This window comes from uncultured Streptococcus sp. (genome assembly GCF_902463925.1).
Classification (GTDB): Bacteria; Bacillota; Bacilli; order Lactobacillales; family Streptococcaceae; genus Streptococcus.
On record NZ_CABQHE010000005.1, the window covers coordinates 93,373 to 110,549 of the forward strand.

General features: G+C 35.5%; 16 protein-coding genes. All 16 read right to left on the bottom strand.

Annotation, left to right across the window (positions count from 1 at the left end; genetic code table 11):
• Positions 1-25 precede the first annotated feature (25 nt).
• The 16 genes from RDY04_RS05075 to deoD all read right to left on the bottom strand — a co-directional run bounded on the left by RDY04_RS05075 (position 26) and on the right by deoD (position 16,949).
• Entirely contained in the window at positions 26-1,078 is a 1,053-nt protein-coding gene (locus tag RDY04_RS05075; RefSeq protein ID WP_303950822.1) for a galactofuranosyltransferase, read from the bottom strand.
• A gap of 10 nt (positions 1,079-1,088) precedes the next feature.
• Positions 1,089-2,081 carry a stealth family protein gene (locus RDY04_RS05080; protein WP_303950824.1) on the bottom strand — a complete coding sequence of 331 codons (993 nt, stop codon included), beginning with the start codon at positions 2,079-2,081 and terminating at the stop codon, positions 1,089-1,091.
• Positions 2,078-3,178: a UDP-galactopyranose mutase gene (glf, locus tag RDY04_RS05085; RefSeq protein WP_303950827.1), complete on the bottom strand. Its 1,101-nt coding sequence runs from the start codon at positions 3,176-3,178 to the stop codon at positions 2,078-2,080. The genes RDY04_RS05080 and glf overlap by 4 nt, the downstream gene beginning before the upstream one ends.
• Before the next feature lie 10 nt (positions 3,179-3,188).
• Complete coding sequence (locus tag RDY04_RS05090; RefSeq protein WP_303950829.1) at positions 3,189-4,604, bottom strand: flippase; 1,416 nt, start codon at positions 4,602-4,604, stop codon at positions 3,189-3,191.
• Between the two features lie 25 nt (positions 4,605-4,629).
• A complete protein-coding gene (locus RDY04_RS05095; RefSeq protein WP_303950832.1) occupies positions 4,630-5,766 on the bottom strand; it encodes a polysaccharide polymerase in 1,137 nt (378 codons plus the stop codon).
• A gap of 33 nt (positions 5,767-5,799) precedes the next feature.
• Positions 5,800-6,870 carry a glycosyltransferase family A protein gene (locus RDY04_RS05100; RefSeq protein ID WP_303950835.1) on the bottom strand — a complete coding sequence of 357 codons (1,071 nt, stop codon included), beginning with the start codon at positions 6,868-6,870 and terminating at the stop codon, positions 5,800-5,802.
• Positions 6,870-7,835, bottom strand: coding sequence for a DUF6625 family protein (locus tag RDY04_RS05105; RefSeq protein WP_303950838.1), 966 nt, complete (start codon positions 7,833-7,835; stop codon positions 6,870-6,872). Before RDY04_RS05105 ends, RDY04_RS05100 begins: the two co-directional genes overlap by 1 nt.
• Positions 7,832-8,473, bottom strand: coding sequence for a DUF1919 domain-containing protein (locus RDY04_RS05110; protein ID WP_303950840.1), 642 nt, complete (start codon positions 8,471-8,473; stop codon positions 7,832-7,834). The genes RDY04_RS05105 and RDY04_RS05110 overlap by 4 nt, the downstream gene beginning before the upstream one ends.
• A 1-nt stretch (position 8,474) precedes the next feature.
• A complete protein-coding gene (locus RDY04_RS05115) occupies positions 8,475-9,623 on the bottom strand; it encodes a glycosyltransferase family 4 protein (RefSeq protein WP_303950842.1) in 1,149 nt (382 codons plus the stop codon).
• A gap of 2 nt (positions 9,624-9,625) precedes the next feature.
• On the bottom strand, positions 9,626-10,798 hold the full coding sequence (cps2T, locus tag RDY04_RS05120; protein WP_303950845.1) for a beta 1-4 rhamnosyltransferase Cps2T: 1,173 nt from the start codon (positions 10,796-10,798) through the stop codon (positions 9,626-9,628).
• A 32-nt stretch (positions 10,799-10,830) separates the two neighbouring features.
• Positions 10,831-12,198, bottom strand: a complete 1,368-nt coding sequence (locus RDY04_RS05125) for a sugar transferase (RefSeq protein WP_154864504.1) — start codon at positions 12,196-12,198, stop codon at positions 10,831-10,833.
• Between the two features lie 55 nt (positions 12,199-12,253).
• A complete protein-coding gene (locus RDY04_RS05130) occupies positions 12,254-12,991 on the bottom strand; it encodes a tyrosine-protein kinase (RefSeq protein ID WP_303950849.1) in 738 nt (245 codons plus the stop codon).
• Positions 12,992-13,000: 9 nt separating this feature from the next.
• The gene (locus RDY04_RS05135) at positions 13,001-13,693 is read right to left on the bottom strand and encodes a capsular polysaccharide biosynthesis protein (protein ID WP_303950851.1); all 693 of its coding nucleotides are present in this window, start codon (positions 13,691-13,693) and stop codon (positions 13,001-13,003) included.
• An 8-nt stretch (positions 13,694-13,701) separates the two neighbouring features.
• Entirely contained in the window at positions 13,702-14,433 is a 732-nt protein-coding gene (cps4B, locus tag RDY04_RS05140; RefSeq protein WP_303950853.1) for a capsular polysaccharide biosynthesis protein Cps4B, read from the bottom strand.
• Positions 14,434-15,894 carry an LCP family protein gene (locus tag RDY04_RS05145; RefSeq protein ID WP_303950856.1) on the bottom strand — a complete coding sequence of 487 codons (1,461 nt, stop codon included), beginning with the start codon at positions 15,892-15,894 and terminating at the stop codon, positions 14,434-14,436.
• A 344-nt stretch (positions 15,895-16,238) separates the two neighbouring features.
• A complete protein-coding gene (gene deoD / locus RDY04_RS05150) occupies positions 16,239-16,949 on the bottom strand; it encodes a purine-nucleoside phosphorylase (protein ID WP_272148019.1) in 711 nt (236 codons plus the stop codon).
• Positions 16,950-17,177 lie beyond the last annotated feature (228 nt).

A 17,177-nucleotide genomic window follows, 5' to 3' on the forward strand; every position in this document is an offset into this window, starting at 1 on the left:
AAATCCTCACAACATGAGGATTTTCTTATTTCAAATTGTTTAATGCTGTAATCAGATAGTGACCATCACGGATGCCTTTACCAACACACTTAGCATTTTCAACCAAGTCTTGGTAATCAGTATCTGAAAGATTGTCGATTGTCGCCTTCAAATCATGAAGCGACTCTACTGCAATCCCACAGCCGTTCTCAAGAACAAAGTGAGACAAGGCAGACTGTTTCCAAACCACAAGCGGAAAACCTGAGGCCAAGTATAGTGACGCCTTGTGAGAGTTGTTATAGCGTAGATACTCACCAAATACACCACTACATGTCTCAGCGCTATCACCATCCCAGACAAGCCCAAAACCACCCTCAAGAACTGATGGTAGCTCGTCAGGTAGGAAAGACCCAAAGTAAGTCTCATTCGTAAGAGCTCTGCTCTCGTCAAAGCCAACACCATAAAGGTTGTAAGCAGGTTCTTCAGGAAGTGAGTAAAGATAGCCAGCTTTTTCTTGTGCCAAGTTACCAGCCACAATAATTGGCTGAGTTTTAGTAAGACCTGTCTTCTCTTGGAAATTTGGAATCAAATAGTCGAAAATGCCAAGGCTAATAATCTTATCTGCATCGACCCCTTTATCCACCAAAACAGATTTCATAATTGGATTGTGGGCAATAATGCCATCAGCTACACCTAAAAGACCTGACTCCTGGATTTTCATTCGAACTCTCTGTTTTAATGGAGCAGATTGACTATTCATAAAACGAAGGGCATCCAAATCATGGATGATAAACTGAATTTTCACACCTCTTTTTCTTGCTTTTTTAACAAGTAAAGTAGTGAAAAAACTATGATGAAGCATTGGAAATTGAATTAGAAGTTCATCCCCTTTATTCAAACGATTTAAAGAGTGGCTGAATGATTTAGCCTTATGTATTTGAGCCTTTATTATACTCATATTGTACCAATTATCAACCGAAAAAACCAAGGCCTGATACCCTTCTCTCTTTACAATTTCTTCAACATCATTCCGTGCCTTATTACCCGCATTTTTAACATTGTTATCGTGTAAAAATTCTTCTTTTAAATAGTATTTCATCTCTTATTTCTCATTTTTCAAAAGCTGATTTCTCAGGATAGCGCTCTTTCAAGATTTCCTTAAAACGAATGATATTCTCCTCTTTAAAGTCAACATCGTCATTCACACAAAGTAGCTTTTTATGTTTATCTTTAAAGATACTCTCTAACCTATCAACTTGATTTACACCTATCGACTCTCCAAAATTCTTTGATACAGGATAAAACTGATTACTTTCAATTTGCCAATGCTGACAGATGTATTGATTAACATCCACTCCATAGTCTCTAATTTTATTTCGTGACGTTTTATCTAACGTTTCTGCTTCAATTTCCCATAAATGCGCCAAGGTACTCTTTTTCATAGGAACAGGTAAATGCTGGTTCACATAGCCTGTTGGCCCCCATGGCAAAAGTAGCAAGTTTTTAATAACTAAATGCCCATAGCGGTAGTTAAAAAATTTCCAGGGCGAAGACTTTAGGGCCTTCTTATTAGGAAAATGGCGATAGATTAACTCAACATTATTGTGATAAGTATTCGTAAAAGGTGACCAAGGAACCAAAGCATCATATACAGCTAAAAGCTTGGGTTGTCCATTCTTATAAAAATCTGAAGGCTGACTGTCTCTGATTAAGTACATATCATCATTGAAATACAAATAATTCTCCGACAATCCTTCAATCCGATGGAAGTTAAGCTCAATAGCAGCAGAATTATAGGTAGGCAGATACTCTTCTGGAATGAATTCCTTATGAGTAATCCATCTGAGTTTCGGATGCTCTAAATTCAACCAGTCAGGCTTTTGCCCATTGGTAATTAAATAAACATTATTCACCCAAGGGGCATGTTTTTCAATCATTCGAAACCAGTAATTAAAAATACCATAATCACGGTAACGTTGCTCTCCATCAATTTCTTCGTCTAAATAAGCAACTTGACCAGTCACAGCTTGTTTCTCACGGATAAACTTTGGATCACTACCATCGACCCAGAGAACAACGATATCAATTTTTTCTTGTGTCATGTAGTAAATTCTTTCTCAACGACTTCTAGAGCACGCTCAATGACCACATGCATGTCGTAGTATTTATAGTCTGCCAAACGTCCACAGAAGATAACATTGTCATTTTTCTCAGCTTCTTCTTGGTACTTGGCAAACATAATATTGTTCTTTTCATCATTGATTGGGTAGTATGGTTCGTCTCCACGTTTCCAATCAGCTGGGTATTCACGTGTGATGACAGTCTTTGGTTGGGTTCCATACTCAAAGTGCTTATGCTCAATGATACGAGTATAAGGAATCTTACGCTCTGTGTAGTTGACTACAGCATTACCTTGATGATTTTCCTCATCCAAGATTTCGTGTTCAAAACGCAAGCTGCGGTACTCCAACTCCCCATGCTTGTAGTCAAAGTACTGGTCAATCATCCCTGTAAAGACCACTTTTTTCGCTGAAGCTTCAAGCTCTTCACGATTAGCAAAGAAATCAACACCAAGTTCCACTTCCACATCGCCAAGCATGTTTTCAATAATGACATTGTAACCACCGATTGGAATACCTTGGTAACGGTCATTAAAGTAGTTGTTATCAAAGGTCAAGCGGACTGGAAGACGTTTGATGATAAATGGTGGAAGGTCTGTTGCAGAACGTCCCCATTGTTTTTCCGTATATCCTTTGATCAACTTTTCATAGATATCTGGACCAATCAACTTGATTGCTTGTTCTTCAAGGTTTTTAGGCTCAACATCTTTCATATCAGCCGTTTGCTCAGCAATCTTGTCCTTAACTTCTTGTGGAGTCTTGGTCCCCCACATAGCGTAGAAGGTATTCATGTTGAATGGAAGATTGTAGAGGCTTCCCTTGTAGTTAGCCACCGGTGAGTTGATATAGTTGTTAAACTCAGCGAATTGGTTGACATAGTCCCATACTTTTTTATTGGACGTATGGAAAATGTGGGCACCATACTTGTGAACATTGATACCTTCAACCTCCTCACAGTAGATGTTCCCACCGATGTGATCACGCTTGTCAATCACTTTTACCTTTTTACCACGTTTTGTAGCTTCATGTGCGAAAATGGCTCCAGACAAACCAGCACCAACGATAAGATAATCGTACATATTCTTCTCCTTAGTTTTTCATTAACTGTTGCTTCAAGTCTTTTATATCAACGACACGCAAGACAAAAATTAAAATGACATAAATAATAGCTCCCACAAAGCCATCTACTGCTACATTTGCCATAGGTTTAAATTGGACAAACATCTTAAAGACAAAGAGCCCAAGATACATGACAACTGATGCTAAAATGATTTTAGACATAGCTGGAAGGATAGACACATTTTTCATGAATACCCTTGAAAATTTCAGTTGGATGCCCCATACCAAAGCCTCTGTTAAAACTGAAACAATAGAGGCTCCGACAAAACCAAATGGGGGAATTAACAAGAGATTAAGTCCCACACTAACAACTGCCGGAATAGTCGTAGAGAGCATAAACTCACGATGTTTATTATGTGGAATCAAAATCTGAATCCCCATAATATTTGTCCATCCAATGAAGAACATCCTAAAGACCATGATGGCAATAGCAAGATAAGCCTCTTGGAAATCTTTCCCTAGGAAGAAACTCACAAAGTCCTTATTGACAATCAATAAACCTGCTATAATCGGGAAAATTACCAGATTATAAATCAAGAAAGAAAGTTCATGCATCTTGTTAACAGCCTTATAATCACCGCTAGATAGGAGACCAGATACCCTAGGAAGCATAACACTTCCTAAAGAAGTCACTAGAGTTAAAAGGATATTGATAATCTTCAATGCTTGATCATAAATACCGACATCATTGGTAGATGACAAGGCACCTAGCATCGTACGATCCAAAGTCACGTATAATGAAATGGCAACCTGCGGAAGAAAAAGCAAGATAACAGGCTTGAGATGTATCCTAGCGTAAGACAAATCAAATTGAGGATCACCAATATAAGATCTGGCTGGTAACCACATACTCAATTGACCAAGCAATTCGAAGAAGGTTAGTAGAAAAACATAGAGATACAAATCACCAGGTGTTTTCACAAACAGGAAGATGGAAAAAACACCTAAGACCTTCACCGTTGTATTCCTTGCGGTAATACGACGAAAATCCTCCAAGCCTTGGAATAACCAAGAAATATCCATCCCTTTCGATATCAAGCTTAATCCTAAGATATAAGCCACCATATTTTGCATACCAGGAAAGAACAAACACAATGATGTATACAAGGCAAGGGACAAAATAGTCGCTATCAATTGAAGAGTATAAATACCCCAGAAATTTTTTCTGATATCTTGGCGATGCCCTGAAATTTCTTTAGTACCATAATTGGCAACACCTAAAGTCGCCAAAAGAATAAAGTAGGTCACAATAGAGTTAAAGTAACCATAAGTACCTAAATCCTTTGAACTGAAAATCCTAGTAACATAAGGTGTCGTAATAATCGGTAAAACAATGACCAGTAATTGATAGGAAAGATTGTAGGCGTAATTTTTTAAAACTTTCATTTATTATTATCTCTACTTAATTTCATTAATCTTTTATTTCCTTAACAGAAGCAAGACTTGCAAATAATGTAAACATAAAGATATTATATCCTGGTCTAATCCAAAATGCCTCAATCATACAATTGATTGTTATTAGAGAAAGCAAGATAAGAAGTAGTATTTTACCTTCTTTATAAACTTTCATTGATGCCATAACATATACTAAAACCAATAATACTACAGGGACTATCCCATAGTAGAACAACATTTGGATATAAGAGGAGTCCACGTAATTATAACTAAATACTGACTCAGTAGTACCACCGTAACCAATAAACTTTACATTATTTGTTCCAAACAGATGTAACCTGTAAGTATCTAGTGCATTTCTACCTAAAAACAACCTCATACTAAATATATTATTTAACTTAACAAAAAATGGAGAAGAGTAAGTGAAATGAGAGGATAAATAATACATCAATGATGAGCAAATAATTGCAGAATAGGACAACAAGTAATATACTTTAAATTTCTTCTCTTTATTAAAGTACATCACTAAGAAAATGATAACGGCGATAAGGATAGACAATGAATTTAATCTAGCATCACAAAACTTAATAATGAAAATAGATAAGGCTATTCCTACAGTTACTCTCAAGAAAATAAATTTTTCTCTTAGTAAGTATCCCCATGCTATGAATAAATAGAAACAATGAGAAGCAAAGTCAGTAGGGTAAATAAAACCGAATGAATTCCTAATAACCAAACCAGAAGAACGAACTTGTGCAAATTGCAAATTTGGTAAAACTCCAATTATTGATAAAAGGAATACTCCTAGTACAATTGAACCAGCAATAACTACATACGTTTTTAAAATAACATCGATATCAACATCATAAAGAAGTAAAATTAACAATGAATATAGAAGAAAGTTTGTAGCACCAGTATGTAAAAACACACACAAGCTTGTTATAATTAGAAGAACTCCAGAAACAATGAAAGCTATACTAAAATTTTTAATGAAAAAAAATCTCAATAATAACACTAATTCAACACCAATCAAGAAAATAGTCGGTAATTGGGGGAGAGTTTTATTTAGGACGGAAGTCATAACAACATCATGTCCAATAATAACTGACAAAACTATAATAACCAAAAGGTTCTCAAATTTAATTTTTAACATAACACCCTTTTACTGTAATAGGAATAACTAAATTTATTTAAAAGCAATTTTACGTAAAAATGGATTCATTTTCATTTTTTCAATAAATATAACGATCTGAAATTTTTTTCTGGTGAGAAGATCAATGCTCAATCTCCGAAGAAATAAAGAAAAGTTTCTTTCTCTCAACAACTCCTTATAAGATCCAATAATTTGCTCTCCATTATTCAAAAAAATACTTTCAAATGCCTCATTATCAACTAAAGATTGTAATAATTCTATTTTTTTTTGTCTTCTCAACTTTAAATTTGAAATTTGAAAAGCTGCACTGACAACTATTTTAGTCTTAATTTCTTGAATTAGTGTTTCATCTTCAATTTGGAATTGTTTTAGTAATTTTTGCAATTCTTGAAGTTCATCTAATTGAATCTGGATTCTCTTAGGATTAAACCTGGTTAAAGCAGAGCCACTCCTACCCGCAACATAATTGTAGAGTGTTGAATTAATAAAGAAGACAGCATCCAAATGTTTGTAAACTTGAAAATTAAATAATGTATCTTCTCCTATTTGTCGACTAGGAAAATGAATATCATACTTTAAGATAAATGCCTTATTATATATTCTTGACCAAACATTGTACATCATATCGGTTTTAAATAACCCTATAAATTCATTCCTAAACTCATTCTTTTTCAGAAGACCGATATGTTTATAGCTATGCTTGCGACAAGACAAAGTAGTATTATTTTTTTCTTTAATCTCATTGTAACCAAAACAAAGAACATCCCATTTTTTATTAAGATGATGTGATATCTCCTCAAAGAAGTTTTCTGACATAAAGTCATCTGGATCCATAAAATATAAATATTTACCCCTTGAAAGTGAAATACCCAAATTTCTTGCTTCAGCTACACCTCGATTTTCAATATGTCTTACCAGAACATTTGAAAAATGTTTTTGATATTCATCACAAATCTCACCACTTTGATCACTCGATTCATCATCGATTAATAGAATCTCATACCTAATTTGTGATGATTGAAAAAGTATGGAATCTAAGGCTCTTCTTAAATAGCCTTCAACGTTAAATACCGGTACAATAATACTCAATTCTATATTATCCATTAACTCTTCATCCTTAATTTATGACGAATAAAACCTAATGTCCATTTTTCTTTTTTAAATTTCTTTAATATTGTGGATTTAACATATGCCCAATAGAATTTATTTCTTGTTACTTCTAAAAGCTCTTCCTTAGAAATTTTCTCTCCAATAACTAATTGATTTGGTATAACATAAAATGAATCTACTAGTCTAAACTCAGGACACTTAATCACTCTTTTTTGGAAATGTACATATAGAGGACGATTAATCTCTATATTACCATCGATTAAATTTATTGATTCCAAGCCATTTTCCTCTGACCAAAAATAATAACGTTTAGGTTCATTTTCACCATATTCTCGAAATGAGAAATGACTAATATCGATATCATCAAAAAACTTATCTTGTAGTTGTTTGAAATGACATTTTTCAAAAATCTTTTGGATACCGTTTGCCTCATCAAAAATAAAACTTTGCTCATTAGTGAAGACATTTTGATAATCCAATCGATAGTTTGAACCTTGGCCAGACATAAATATATAGTTAATCTCTTGTGAATTTTTAAATATTTGGAGGTGACCAAAAAGACCATATCGAGCATAATCATTCTCAAAAAAGCTATGCTTTTCCAGAAATTGATAAATATCACCAAGTAAGACATCTGTATCACAAAATCCCCAGTAATCATACTCTTTTAATTCTTTTTCAAAAATAAGCCCGTAAGCAACCCTATAGTCACATAATTTGTAAGGTGTTTTGAGAGAAATTTTAAAATCAAACTTAGACTGGACTTTTTCTCTTAACTCATCAAAAGAAAGAGTTACAAATTCTATATTTTTAGCATTTAAAATTTCAAATTGCTCAACCTTTTGATCCGTATAAATTAAGAAATCAATCTTTTGATTACGTTTGGCAGTCAACAAAAAATAAGGGAAAAACTTTGGAAGTTTTCCGAAATATGGAATAATTAGTCTTATCTTTTTCATTTAGTTAAATCCTCCCCACCCTTATTCAACCAAGTAACAGCATTAAAATAGCGGTGGTAAGTTTTTAAATCGATACCCACATGGCCTTGCTTCTCAGCTGATTTAAAGTGGACCAACGAAGGTAGGTCACTATAATTCTTCGAAGAGAAAATCACCTTACTCTTGTATGGAAGCTCTTCAAACTCTTTCATCAACTCATAGGTACAGGCATCATTATCATTGAACTTGAAATACAAATTATCCCAATGCATTCTCTTTAAACGGCGATTCCATTTTTGAGTAGCTTCTTCTTCATCTGCATAATGCAAAAAATGAAGTTCAATATCATCAAGAAGTGCAAGTGGATAAGCATTATCAAAGTCTTTGATATATTTTGATTCCTTAACAAATTTCAAGGGGATGTCTCCACTCAAATAGTGTTTTAAATTCTTGAGCATTTTGATGTAATCAGGCGAAAAGACAAACATCCCTACAAATGGTGTTTGATAAGGCAAGCCCAACTCCTGATAAACTTTCCCAGCCCAACAATTATCACTAATGATAGTGAAATTTTTATTCTTGAGCCTTCGTCTAGGAATAAAATTAATAATTGGATAAACGATAGGTTTTAATTTATTTTTTAGTGTTTCGCTGTTCATATTAGTACTTCTTATATAACTCTGAGAAATTACGAATATAACTTTGTAATGAAAAGAGTTCTTTTTGGCGTTTGACAGAAGCCTTGCCAAATTGCTCTCTCTTCTCGGTGTTATCAGCCAATTCTTGAATAGTTTTAGACAACTCTGCAGGCTGATTTGGTGTGGCAAGAAGACCGTTTTCATCTTCCTTAACCATTTCACAGACACCACCATGACGGTAGCCGACTACAGGTTTGCCACAAGCCATTGATTCGAGAACTACAGTTGGTAGAGGATCTGGATTGGTACTTGGCAAGACAAAGATATCAAACATATTATAGAGCTCTGTTGTCTTGCTATAATAATCGATACGTTTGATTTGTCCAGCTACTGGTGAGTCTGATATAACCTTCTCTAGCTCATCAACTCGCCATTCTTCACCTTCAAAAGCACTCCCTGCCAGAAAGGCTACTGCTTTTGGATTAGCTTTTAAGATTGGAGTCACGGCTTCTAAGAAGTCGCCTTGACCTTTCCATGCATTCACTCGACCAACCATTCCGATAACCAAAGCATCCTGTGCAATACCAAACTGGTCACGAACTGCACTAGCATCCATTTCATGATAGACGGTATTATCAACACCATTATATATGACTTGAACTTGGTCATTTTTTACAAAGCGAGACTGCTTGACGTGGTTGGCAACAGCATTTGAAACTGTCACAATCGTATCCGCATAACGCCCCATCAAAAAGTTGATAAAATCAGAGATTGCTTTTGGTTTAACAATAATTTCATGCACATGCCAAATCAAAGGTAATTTCAACTTACGTTTGAGATAAATACCCTCAAGTACTGCAGTCGTATTGTTGTGAATAAGAGTAATGTCATTATCCTTAGCATATTTAGCAATTTGCTTTGAATAACGATTATAAGAGCCAAAATACTCAAGAATTCCCTTAGGATTAAAATATTTACGACGCAAGATTGGATAATCGATAACTTTTACCTTAGCCCCAACCTTTTCCAATGCACTCACTAAGACACCGTTGTTTGGCAAGATGACATGAGCCTCAAAGGCATCTTTATCCAACCCCTTAATAAGCTCCAACAAAACCTTGTCAGCACCATACATTTCGGCACCAGCGTGAAGATATAAAATTTTCTGCATTTCTATCCTTTAAATACTTTCTCGTAGTCTGTAACAATTTTTTCCCAAGTAAAGGCTTCAGCAATACGTTTACTTGATTTTTGATTGAGGTCTTCGATAGCTTGTTTATCCAATTGCTCAGCTTGGTCAATGACACTTGCCAATTGGTCTTTCTTCCAATAGAGAGCACCATCCTCACCGACTTCACGGTTAAAACCAACATCCAATAAGAGATTGAGCTTAGTAGACTCAAGAGCCTCAAGAAGGGATGGATTGGTACCACCTACTTCATGACCATGGAAGTAAGCAAAAGCATTCTCACGAATGTATTTGAGCAATTCTTGGTCATAGACAGTTCCGACAAATTTAACACGAGAATCTTTATCAAAACCAGTTTCCTGACGCAACTTGTCGTAGAACTTGTTTTCTTCAACATTGGTAATGAGAACAAAGTCCTTGTCAGAGTTAGACGCCATAAAGCCACGAATCATAGCCTCATAGTTATTTTCAGGCACAAAGCGTCCTACAACAAGGTAATAATTGTTTTCAATGACACCCTTTTCAAAATACCATGTGCGAACCTTATCATCAACTTTAGTCAATCGAGATTTAGTCGTATCTGTTCCATAGGCAATGTAGGTTGTTTGAGGACGATACTTCGCATAATCCTTTTGAATATATGACTCAATGTTTTTACTATCACAAATCAAGAGATCTGCATGTTTAACCATGAGTTGCTCAGAAATTTTCCAATACTTACGAACTGGAAGACTCCATTTCGCACGAAGCCATTCATGACCGTCTGGGTTAACCATAAGGGTACCACCGATAGCCTTGATTTTCTTTTTAATACCTGAGATAAATGGACCAATTCGGCAAGCCAAAACATAAAAGATTGGTGATTGGTCATTGTTTTCCTTAGCAATTTCAATGGCCTTATTAAGAGCTGCAATGTCATAAGCGATGGCACGTGCAGGCCCGATATTTGGGACGTCGATATTGTAGCATTTAGCACCGTTATGTTCGAAAGTGTCTGCTGTAATACCTGATTTAGCAGAGTTTTCACGCATACAAGCTACATAATACTGAATATCTTTGTCTTGTTGGAACTCTGTTAACTTCTCAACAAAGGTTTCAAATCCCCCATATTTTGCTGGAATTCCCTTAGAACCAACGATATAAACTGTTTTTGTCATTTAATCTCCATCAAAAGAAATGGAGAAAGCTATCACTTTGCTCCATCCTTCATTACTACTACTTTAATTGTCTTTAATAAGATTCTTATATCGCGCCAGATTGTCCAACCGTCCATATAAGCAACGTCTAGTTTGACAACTTCATCAAAATCCGTAATTTTACTTCGACCACTTACTTGCCAAAGACCAGTAATACCTGGTTTAAAGCTGAGGCGACGTTTTTGTTCTGGCGTATACGATTCGTATTCGTCTAATGTTGGAGGGCGTGTTCCAACTAAACTCATATCACCTTTTAGAACATTCCAAAATTGTGGAAGTTCATCAAGACTCGTTTTACGAATAAAATGTCCAATCTTGGTAATCCGTGGATCATTGTCCATCTTAAACATACCACCAGACATCTGATTTTGCGACATCAAATTCTTCTTAATTTCTTCAGCATCTACACGCATCGAACGGAATTTATAAAACTTGAAGATACGTCCATTTTCACCTACGCGATCTTGAGCAAAAATTGCTGGTCCACCATCCCTACGGATAAGAGGGTAAAGAAAGATTCCGACTAAACCACATAAGAGCAAACCAAATAAGGCCCCACAGATATCGAGAAAACGTTTAGCTACGATATCACCGTAACTATAAAACTGCGTTGAAAATGTAACAACGTTAAAAGGGCCTAACTTTTGGATACGTTTTTTACCTTGACTCATAAATTCTAGTGAATTTAAATTAATGGATACTGGAATTCCCATAAGTTCAAAAGGTGAGGCATAGTCCCAAATTTTGTATTGTTCACTAGGTAGATTAATTAGCACTTGATCAACAACCGAGTGTGTAGCATATTCAACAAGATTTTCAGGTTTCACACTCTTAATAAAAGGATTTGTAAAATAAGGATTATCCAAAACACAGACCGCAGTAATCCTACCATCCATATTGTCTTTCATACGAATCAAAACATTTTCCAGACGTGCTTGATCAGAAATTAAGAGGATATTTTTATTTCCTTTACGGCGTGTATAAATGGATGAGCGGAAGTACTTTAGAAAAGTATTTGTCAGATATAGTAAAGTACATGTGATTAGAGTGACGTATAGAAGGCCTCGTCGTGAAATCGAAAAATCACCATCTGAAAAAAATGATAGAAAGGTTATAACTAGAGCAAATATAACACCATACTTAACAGTTGCAATAAGCTCATCTAGATAGCCCCTATATTTAAGATTTTCATAATAACTACTGATATAGTATGTGACAACATGGACCACACCTAGAATGACCATACTTCCTTTGGTTATCTCAGTGTAAGGTAATTTACTAGCTAACCAGGCTGCAAACACAACCACAACTAACTGTACAACTCCAATTTCAATGCGACGAATTTCTTGTTTTTCTTTCACTCTTAACTCCTAATTAAATATTAATGTATAAGGAGCCGCATTATCTCCATTAATGCTATCCTTTTCTACGACGATGTGCTCTTGACTGACTTCCTTTTTTTCCGTACTCACCATATGATCCATACGAACCATACGAACCGTATGACCCATATTTATCAACTGTCATATCAACTTTATTAAGAACGACACCTAAAAATTGAGAACTACTTTGTTCCAATTGTTCAATAGCTTTGGCTACAAAGCGACGTTTAATTTTTCCAGCTGCTGTAACTAAGAGACTTGCGTCAACCTGATGGGCAATAATAGCAGCATCAATTACCAAACCAATTGGTGGCGTATCGATGATGACGTAATCATAACGACTGCGAGCAACATCCATCAAATGTCTAAAATTATCATTTTGTAAAAGACTTGTTGGATTAGGTGGGACAGGACCAGAGGCAATGACATCCAAACCGGAAACATTAGTTTGACAAATAGTTTCATTTAAATCAGCATTTCCTGAAAGAAAATTTGAAAGACCTTTATAAGGCACATTTGATTTAAAGGTTCCTGACAAAACAGAGTTACGAGTATCTGCATCAATGAAAAGTGTTCGAAGCCCAACACTAGCAAATGAAATCGCTAAGTTAACAGAGGTCGTTGATTTTCCTTCACCAGCTTCAACAGAGGTAATAGAAATCACTTTCATCTGAGCACCAGAAAATTGAATATTTGTGCGAATGGCATTGTAATATTCTTCTGTTTGTTTGGCAAACTGTACTTTAGATTTTACTAACTTTAATAGAGGCATTTCTTCTCCTTAAATTTTATCTGTATCAGGGACAATTCCAAGAAGTGTCATTCCAAGAGTCTCTTCAATATCCTCTGGACGTCGAATGCGATCATCTAAGATTTCGCGACCCAATACACCAACCACTGCAAAGAATCCTCCAAGCACTGCCCCAATAAGTACATTACGTATAATGTTTGGTGAAGATGGTGATTCCGGCAATTTAGCGTCTTCAAGTGTTGTAACATCTTCAACTTTTGTTACTTTCTTGATTTTTTCTGAAGCAACTTCACGTACCTTATTAGCAAGGAGTTGAGCGTCTTGACCTGTTTTAGCATTTACAGAAATCGAAATAAGACGTGTATCAGTAGGAATATTAACCGAAATCATTTTAGCAAGCTCAGCTTCAGTCATCTTCAATTTTTCATCCTTGATAACTTCAGATAAGACATCATTAGATGTAATGATTTCTTTATAGTCTTTTGTCAAAAATGTACCAGCCTGCAAATCTTGAGCTGAAATATTTTTACTATCATTGGTTTGATTAGCCACATAGATCCGTGTAGATGACGTATATGTAGGTTGGATTAGGAAGTAAGTTCCCAAGAAAGCAAAGACAGCTACATAAAAGGCCGTAAAAAGGATGAACACCTTTTTACTCCAAAGTTTATGCAATAGTGCAAGTACATCGATTTCAACACGTTTCGTGTTTTCCTGAGTCATAGTTTCTCCTATATGTATTGATTTTCAAGTAGTGTTTTGGGGTTCTCGATAAAGAGATCACGTGCGCGTCTAGTTCCATAAGTTTTTTTAATAACAGCATATGCATCCTTCATAAATGGTGGTCTTGGACCAAGATTATGCATATCACTAGCAACAATATGAACTAAATTCTTTTCTAAGAAAAAGCGTACACGTTTCTTTCTCACTTTTTCTTTATCGCCAAATAGCTTTGGTTTTAAGACATGAGAGCTATTAACTTGTGTGTAGCAACCCATATTGATAATTTCACGAACTCGATCAGCGTTTTCTTCAAGGGCGTCATAGCGTTCAATGTGAGCAACAATCGGTGTTACCCCTGCTCGTATAACATTACTCAGCCCGTCATGAATTTCCTTCCAAGATGTTCTGGCACTAAACTCAATCAAAGCAAATTGCGTGTTGTGCATACGAGGAATGAGATTCTTTTCAAGTTTATCAATAATGTCTGAGGTGTAATAAAGTTCACCACCATAAAAAAGAGTTAAATCAGGATAAAGTGCTTCTGCTTTTTCTTTAACTTTTGAAAAATTTGCAAAGATTTTATCCTCTGGGGTTTCAAACATCCCCTTACGACGGTGGGAGGTAGAAACAATCGTACGCACACCTTGAGCGTAACTTTCTCCAATGAGTTCCAAACTTTCCTCTAAAGTTTTAGGACCATCATCGACATCAAAAACAATATGTGAATGAACATCAATCACTTATTTTTCCTCCATCATATTTTTGATAGCTTGGGCAGCACTTTCCACACTAGAATCATCTAGCTTCATCATGTAGAGACTAGAATTTGGCATAGCATATGAAGTCAATTGTCCCGTTGAGCCTCTACCTGTCACTGCTTGAGATGTAACTGTAAATTTAGTTCCTGAATCCAGTTGTGTATTAGCCAAGGCATTAATGGTATCCAAAGACATGTTAGTTTGAACAGAATCTTGAAGATTGTTAACAATTGACGTAAAGTTTGATACTGAATGAAGTGAAGCTAATTTGTTAACAATCGCTGAAATAACTTTTTCTTGATTTTTACCACGATCATTATCACCACCATCCAAGCTATAACGCTCACGAACAAAACCAAGTGCTTGTTCTGAGTTCATTTGAATATCTCCAACTGGGAAATCAAACTTCCCATGAAGACTTTTGAAGGCTTGATCATTATGAACGGTCACACCACCAAGTTGGTCAATCAATTTAAGGAATGACGTGAAGTTGATACGTGCATAATAATCAATATTAATACCATAAAGATTTTCCAAAGTTTGCTCTGATGTTTCAACACCATAGATACCTGCGTGAGTTAGCTTATCATACTGGTTCGCTCCACCACCAGGAATCTTAACATATGCGTCACGAGGTGTTGTTGTCAAAAGAATCTTATGCGTATTCATATTAACAGTCATAATGATATTAACGTCTGAACGCGATACTGTCGAAATTGAACCATAGGTATCAATACCACTAATATAAATATTGAAAACTTTTGAGTCCACCTGTTTCGCAGGGCCGTTATTCTTCCTTTTAATTTTGTAGGTATAAATCGTTCTTAGATTTGAAGCGTAGTTACTATCAACTGATTCTAATAGGCTAGCATAAGAACCACTCAAGACCATTGCTTGAGAATTTCTAGACTTAAGATTGTCATAAGCTTCTTGATAGGAAGCAACATCATCTACTTTGACATCAACTTTCTTGTCGTCCTTTAAAGCTGACATCAAAGTATCGATATTTTTCTTATCAATCTTAATCGGTGCCTGAACGCTAGTAATCTGACTCACATCTTTGATATCACTATCCTTCGGAACCACAATGCTCATTTCTACCTCTGAAAAAGCTGCAGTCTGATTCATACGGTCAGTGATATCAATCAGTTGTTTAAATCCAAAAATACCAGCCAAAGAAAATAGTGAAAAGATTACTAATATAGCCGTTGTCACTAGTGGTGATTTTTTGGTTTTCTGAAAGAAGATACTAACAGCAAGAACCAGTAACAAACCAAAGGTAATAATTATATTCAAAAACCTAAAAGATAGGAAGTTATAATTGAACATAATGAATAATAAGACCGCTGCCAAAATAGCATACAGAATGGTCAATCCAAAGTTGACCATTACCAACGATCTATTGTTCGTCCGTTTTTGCTTACGCTTCGTACGCGAACTCATATAAATTTCTCCTGAATATTAAAATTAGACATTTTCCATCATCATTATAACATTACTATAACTTCATTTCAATTGTCATTATTTTTAAAAAAGAAGAAACCGTTTTTCATAAGCCTATCAAGTATCTATTCTTTATCACTATTTCTAATATTGTAAGTATTATATCACATTTTTAAGACGTTTCATGAGATTATCAGTTATTTATCTAACCATTAAAGACAAATTCCTTAAAATACTTTTAGAGTATTCTTGTAGTTTGAAAACTTTTAACCTTTCTACCTATCGAAATAATACAACCTTTCGGTTAATCAAAAAAAGATAGCTACAGACATCCTTTTCATAATCTAGTCTGCAATAAGAGTTTCAAGACCTACTTTCATCATGTCAGTAAAGGTATTTTGACGTTCTTCAGCAGTTGTGTCCTCATCTGGATTTACCAAACTATCAGAAATAGTCATAATAGCCAGAGCATCTACTTGGTGTTGGGCTGCAAGGTAGTAAAGTGCTGCTGCTTCCATTTCGACAGCCTTCACGCCCCATTTCCCAAGCTCAATATTTTTTTCAAAATAATTTGAGTAGAAAACATCAGAAGATAGAACATTACCAACATGTGTTGTCATACCAAGATTTTTGGCGATGTGATAAGCCTTATCCAAGAGATTGAAACTTGCAATTTGAGGAAAGTCGTATTGAGGCCAGTCATTACGAATAATATTAGAGTTAGTTGCTGCTGCTTGTGCCAGAACTAACTCACGAACGTGAACATCCTCATTCAGAGAACCAGCAGTTCCTACGCGAATTAATTTTTTGACACCGTAGTCAACAATGAGCTCACGTGCATAGATAGAGATAGATGGCATCCCCATCCCAGTTCCCATTACTGAGATACGTTCACCCTTGTATGTTCCTGTGTAACCAAACATGTTACGAACTTCGTTGAAACACACAGCATCTTCAAGGAAATTTTCAGCAATAAATTTTGCACGTAAAGGATCCCCAGGAAGAAGAATCTTATCAGCAATATCTCCTTGTTTGGCAGAAATATGAATTGACATAATTAATCTATAAAGGGCGACAGAGACGAAGTAAAAAATAGGAAACTGACGAAGCATTGCAAATGCTATCCATTCTATCTTTTTCACTGTTCTCCGCCCGTATTCAGTTCAGTGAATACAGTTAACCCATCCTTTCTATTATTATTAAGGTAAAAGAGCAACTAGAAAGCGACTGAAAATTAGGAAGCTGACACAGCTCTACGCATCTAGGAAGGTTAGCTATTTTCC

Excerpts from the sequence above, each read along its gene's own strand:
- RDY04_RS05075 (WP_303950822.1), bottom strand. The coding sequence starts at position 1,078 with ATGAAATACTATTTAAAAGAAGAATTTTTACACGATAACAATGTTAAA.
- RDY04_RS05080 (WP_303950824.1), bottom strand. The coding sequence starts at position 2,081 with ATGACACAAGAAAAAATTGATATCGTTGTTCTCTGGGTCGATGGTAGT.
- glf (WP_303950827.1), bottom strand. The coding sequence starts at position 3,178 with ATGTACGATTATCTTATCGTTGGTGCTGGTTTGTCTGGAGCCATTTTC.
- RDY04_RS05090 (WP_303950829.1), bottom strand. The coding sequence starts at position 4,604 with ATGAAAGTTTTAAAAAATTACGCCTACAATCTTTCCTATCAATTACTG.
- RDY04_RS05095 (WP_303950832.1), bottom strand. The coding sequence starts at position 5,766 with ATGTTAAAAATTAAATTTGAGAACCTTTTGGTTATTATAGTTTTGTCA.
- RDY04_RS05100 (WP_303950835.1), bottom strand. The coding sequence starts at position 6,870 with ATGGATAATATAGAATTGAGTATTATTGTACCGGTATTTAACGTTGAA.
- RDY04_RS05105 (WP_303950838.1), bottom strand. The coding sequence starts at position 7,835 with ATGAAAAAGATAAGACTAATTATTCCATATTTCGGAAAACTTCCAAAG.
- RDY04_RS05110 (WP_303950840.1), bottom strand. The coding sequence starts at position 8,473 with ATGAACAGCGAAACACTAAAAAATAAATTAAAACCTATCGTTTATCCA.
- RDY04_RS05115 (WP_303950842.1), bottom strand. The coding sequence starts at position 9,623 with ATGCAGAAAATTTTATATCTTCACGCTGGTGCCGAAATGTATGGTGCT.
- cps2T (WP_303950845.1), bottom strand. The coding sequence starts at position 10,798 with ATGACAAAAACAGTTTATATCGTTGGTTCTAAGGGAATTCCAGCAAAA.
- RDY04_RS05130 (WP_303950849.1), bottom strand. The coding sequence starts at position 12,991 with ATGCCTCTATTAAAGTTAGTAAAATCTAAAGTACAGTTTGCCAAACAA.
- RDY04_RS05135 (WP_303950851.1), bottom strand. The coding sequence starts at position 13,693 with ATGACTCAGGAAAACACGAAACGTGTTGAAATCGATGTACTTGCACTA.
- RDY04_RS05145 (WP_303950856.1), bottom strand. The coding sequence starts at position 15,894 with ATGAGTTCGCGTACGAAGCGTAAGCAAAAACGGACGAACAATAGATCG.
- deoD (WP_272148019.1), bottom strand. The coding sequence starts at position 16,949 with ATGTCAATTCATATTTCTGCCAAACAAGGAGATATTGCTGATAAGATT.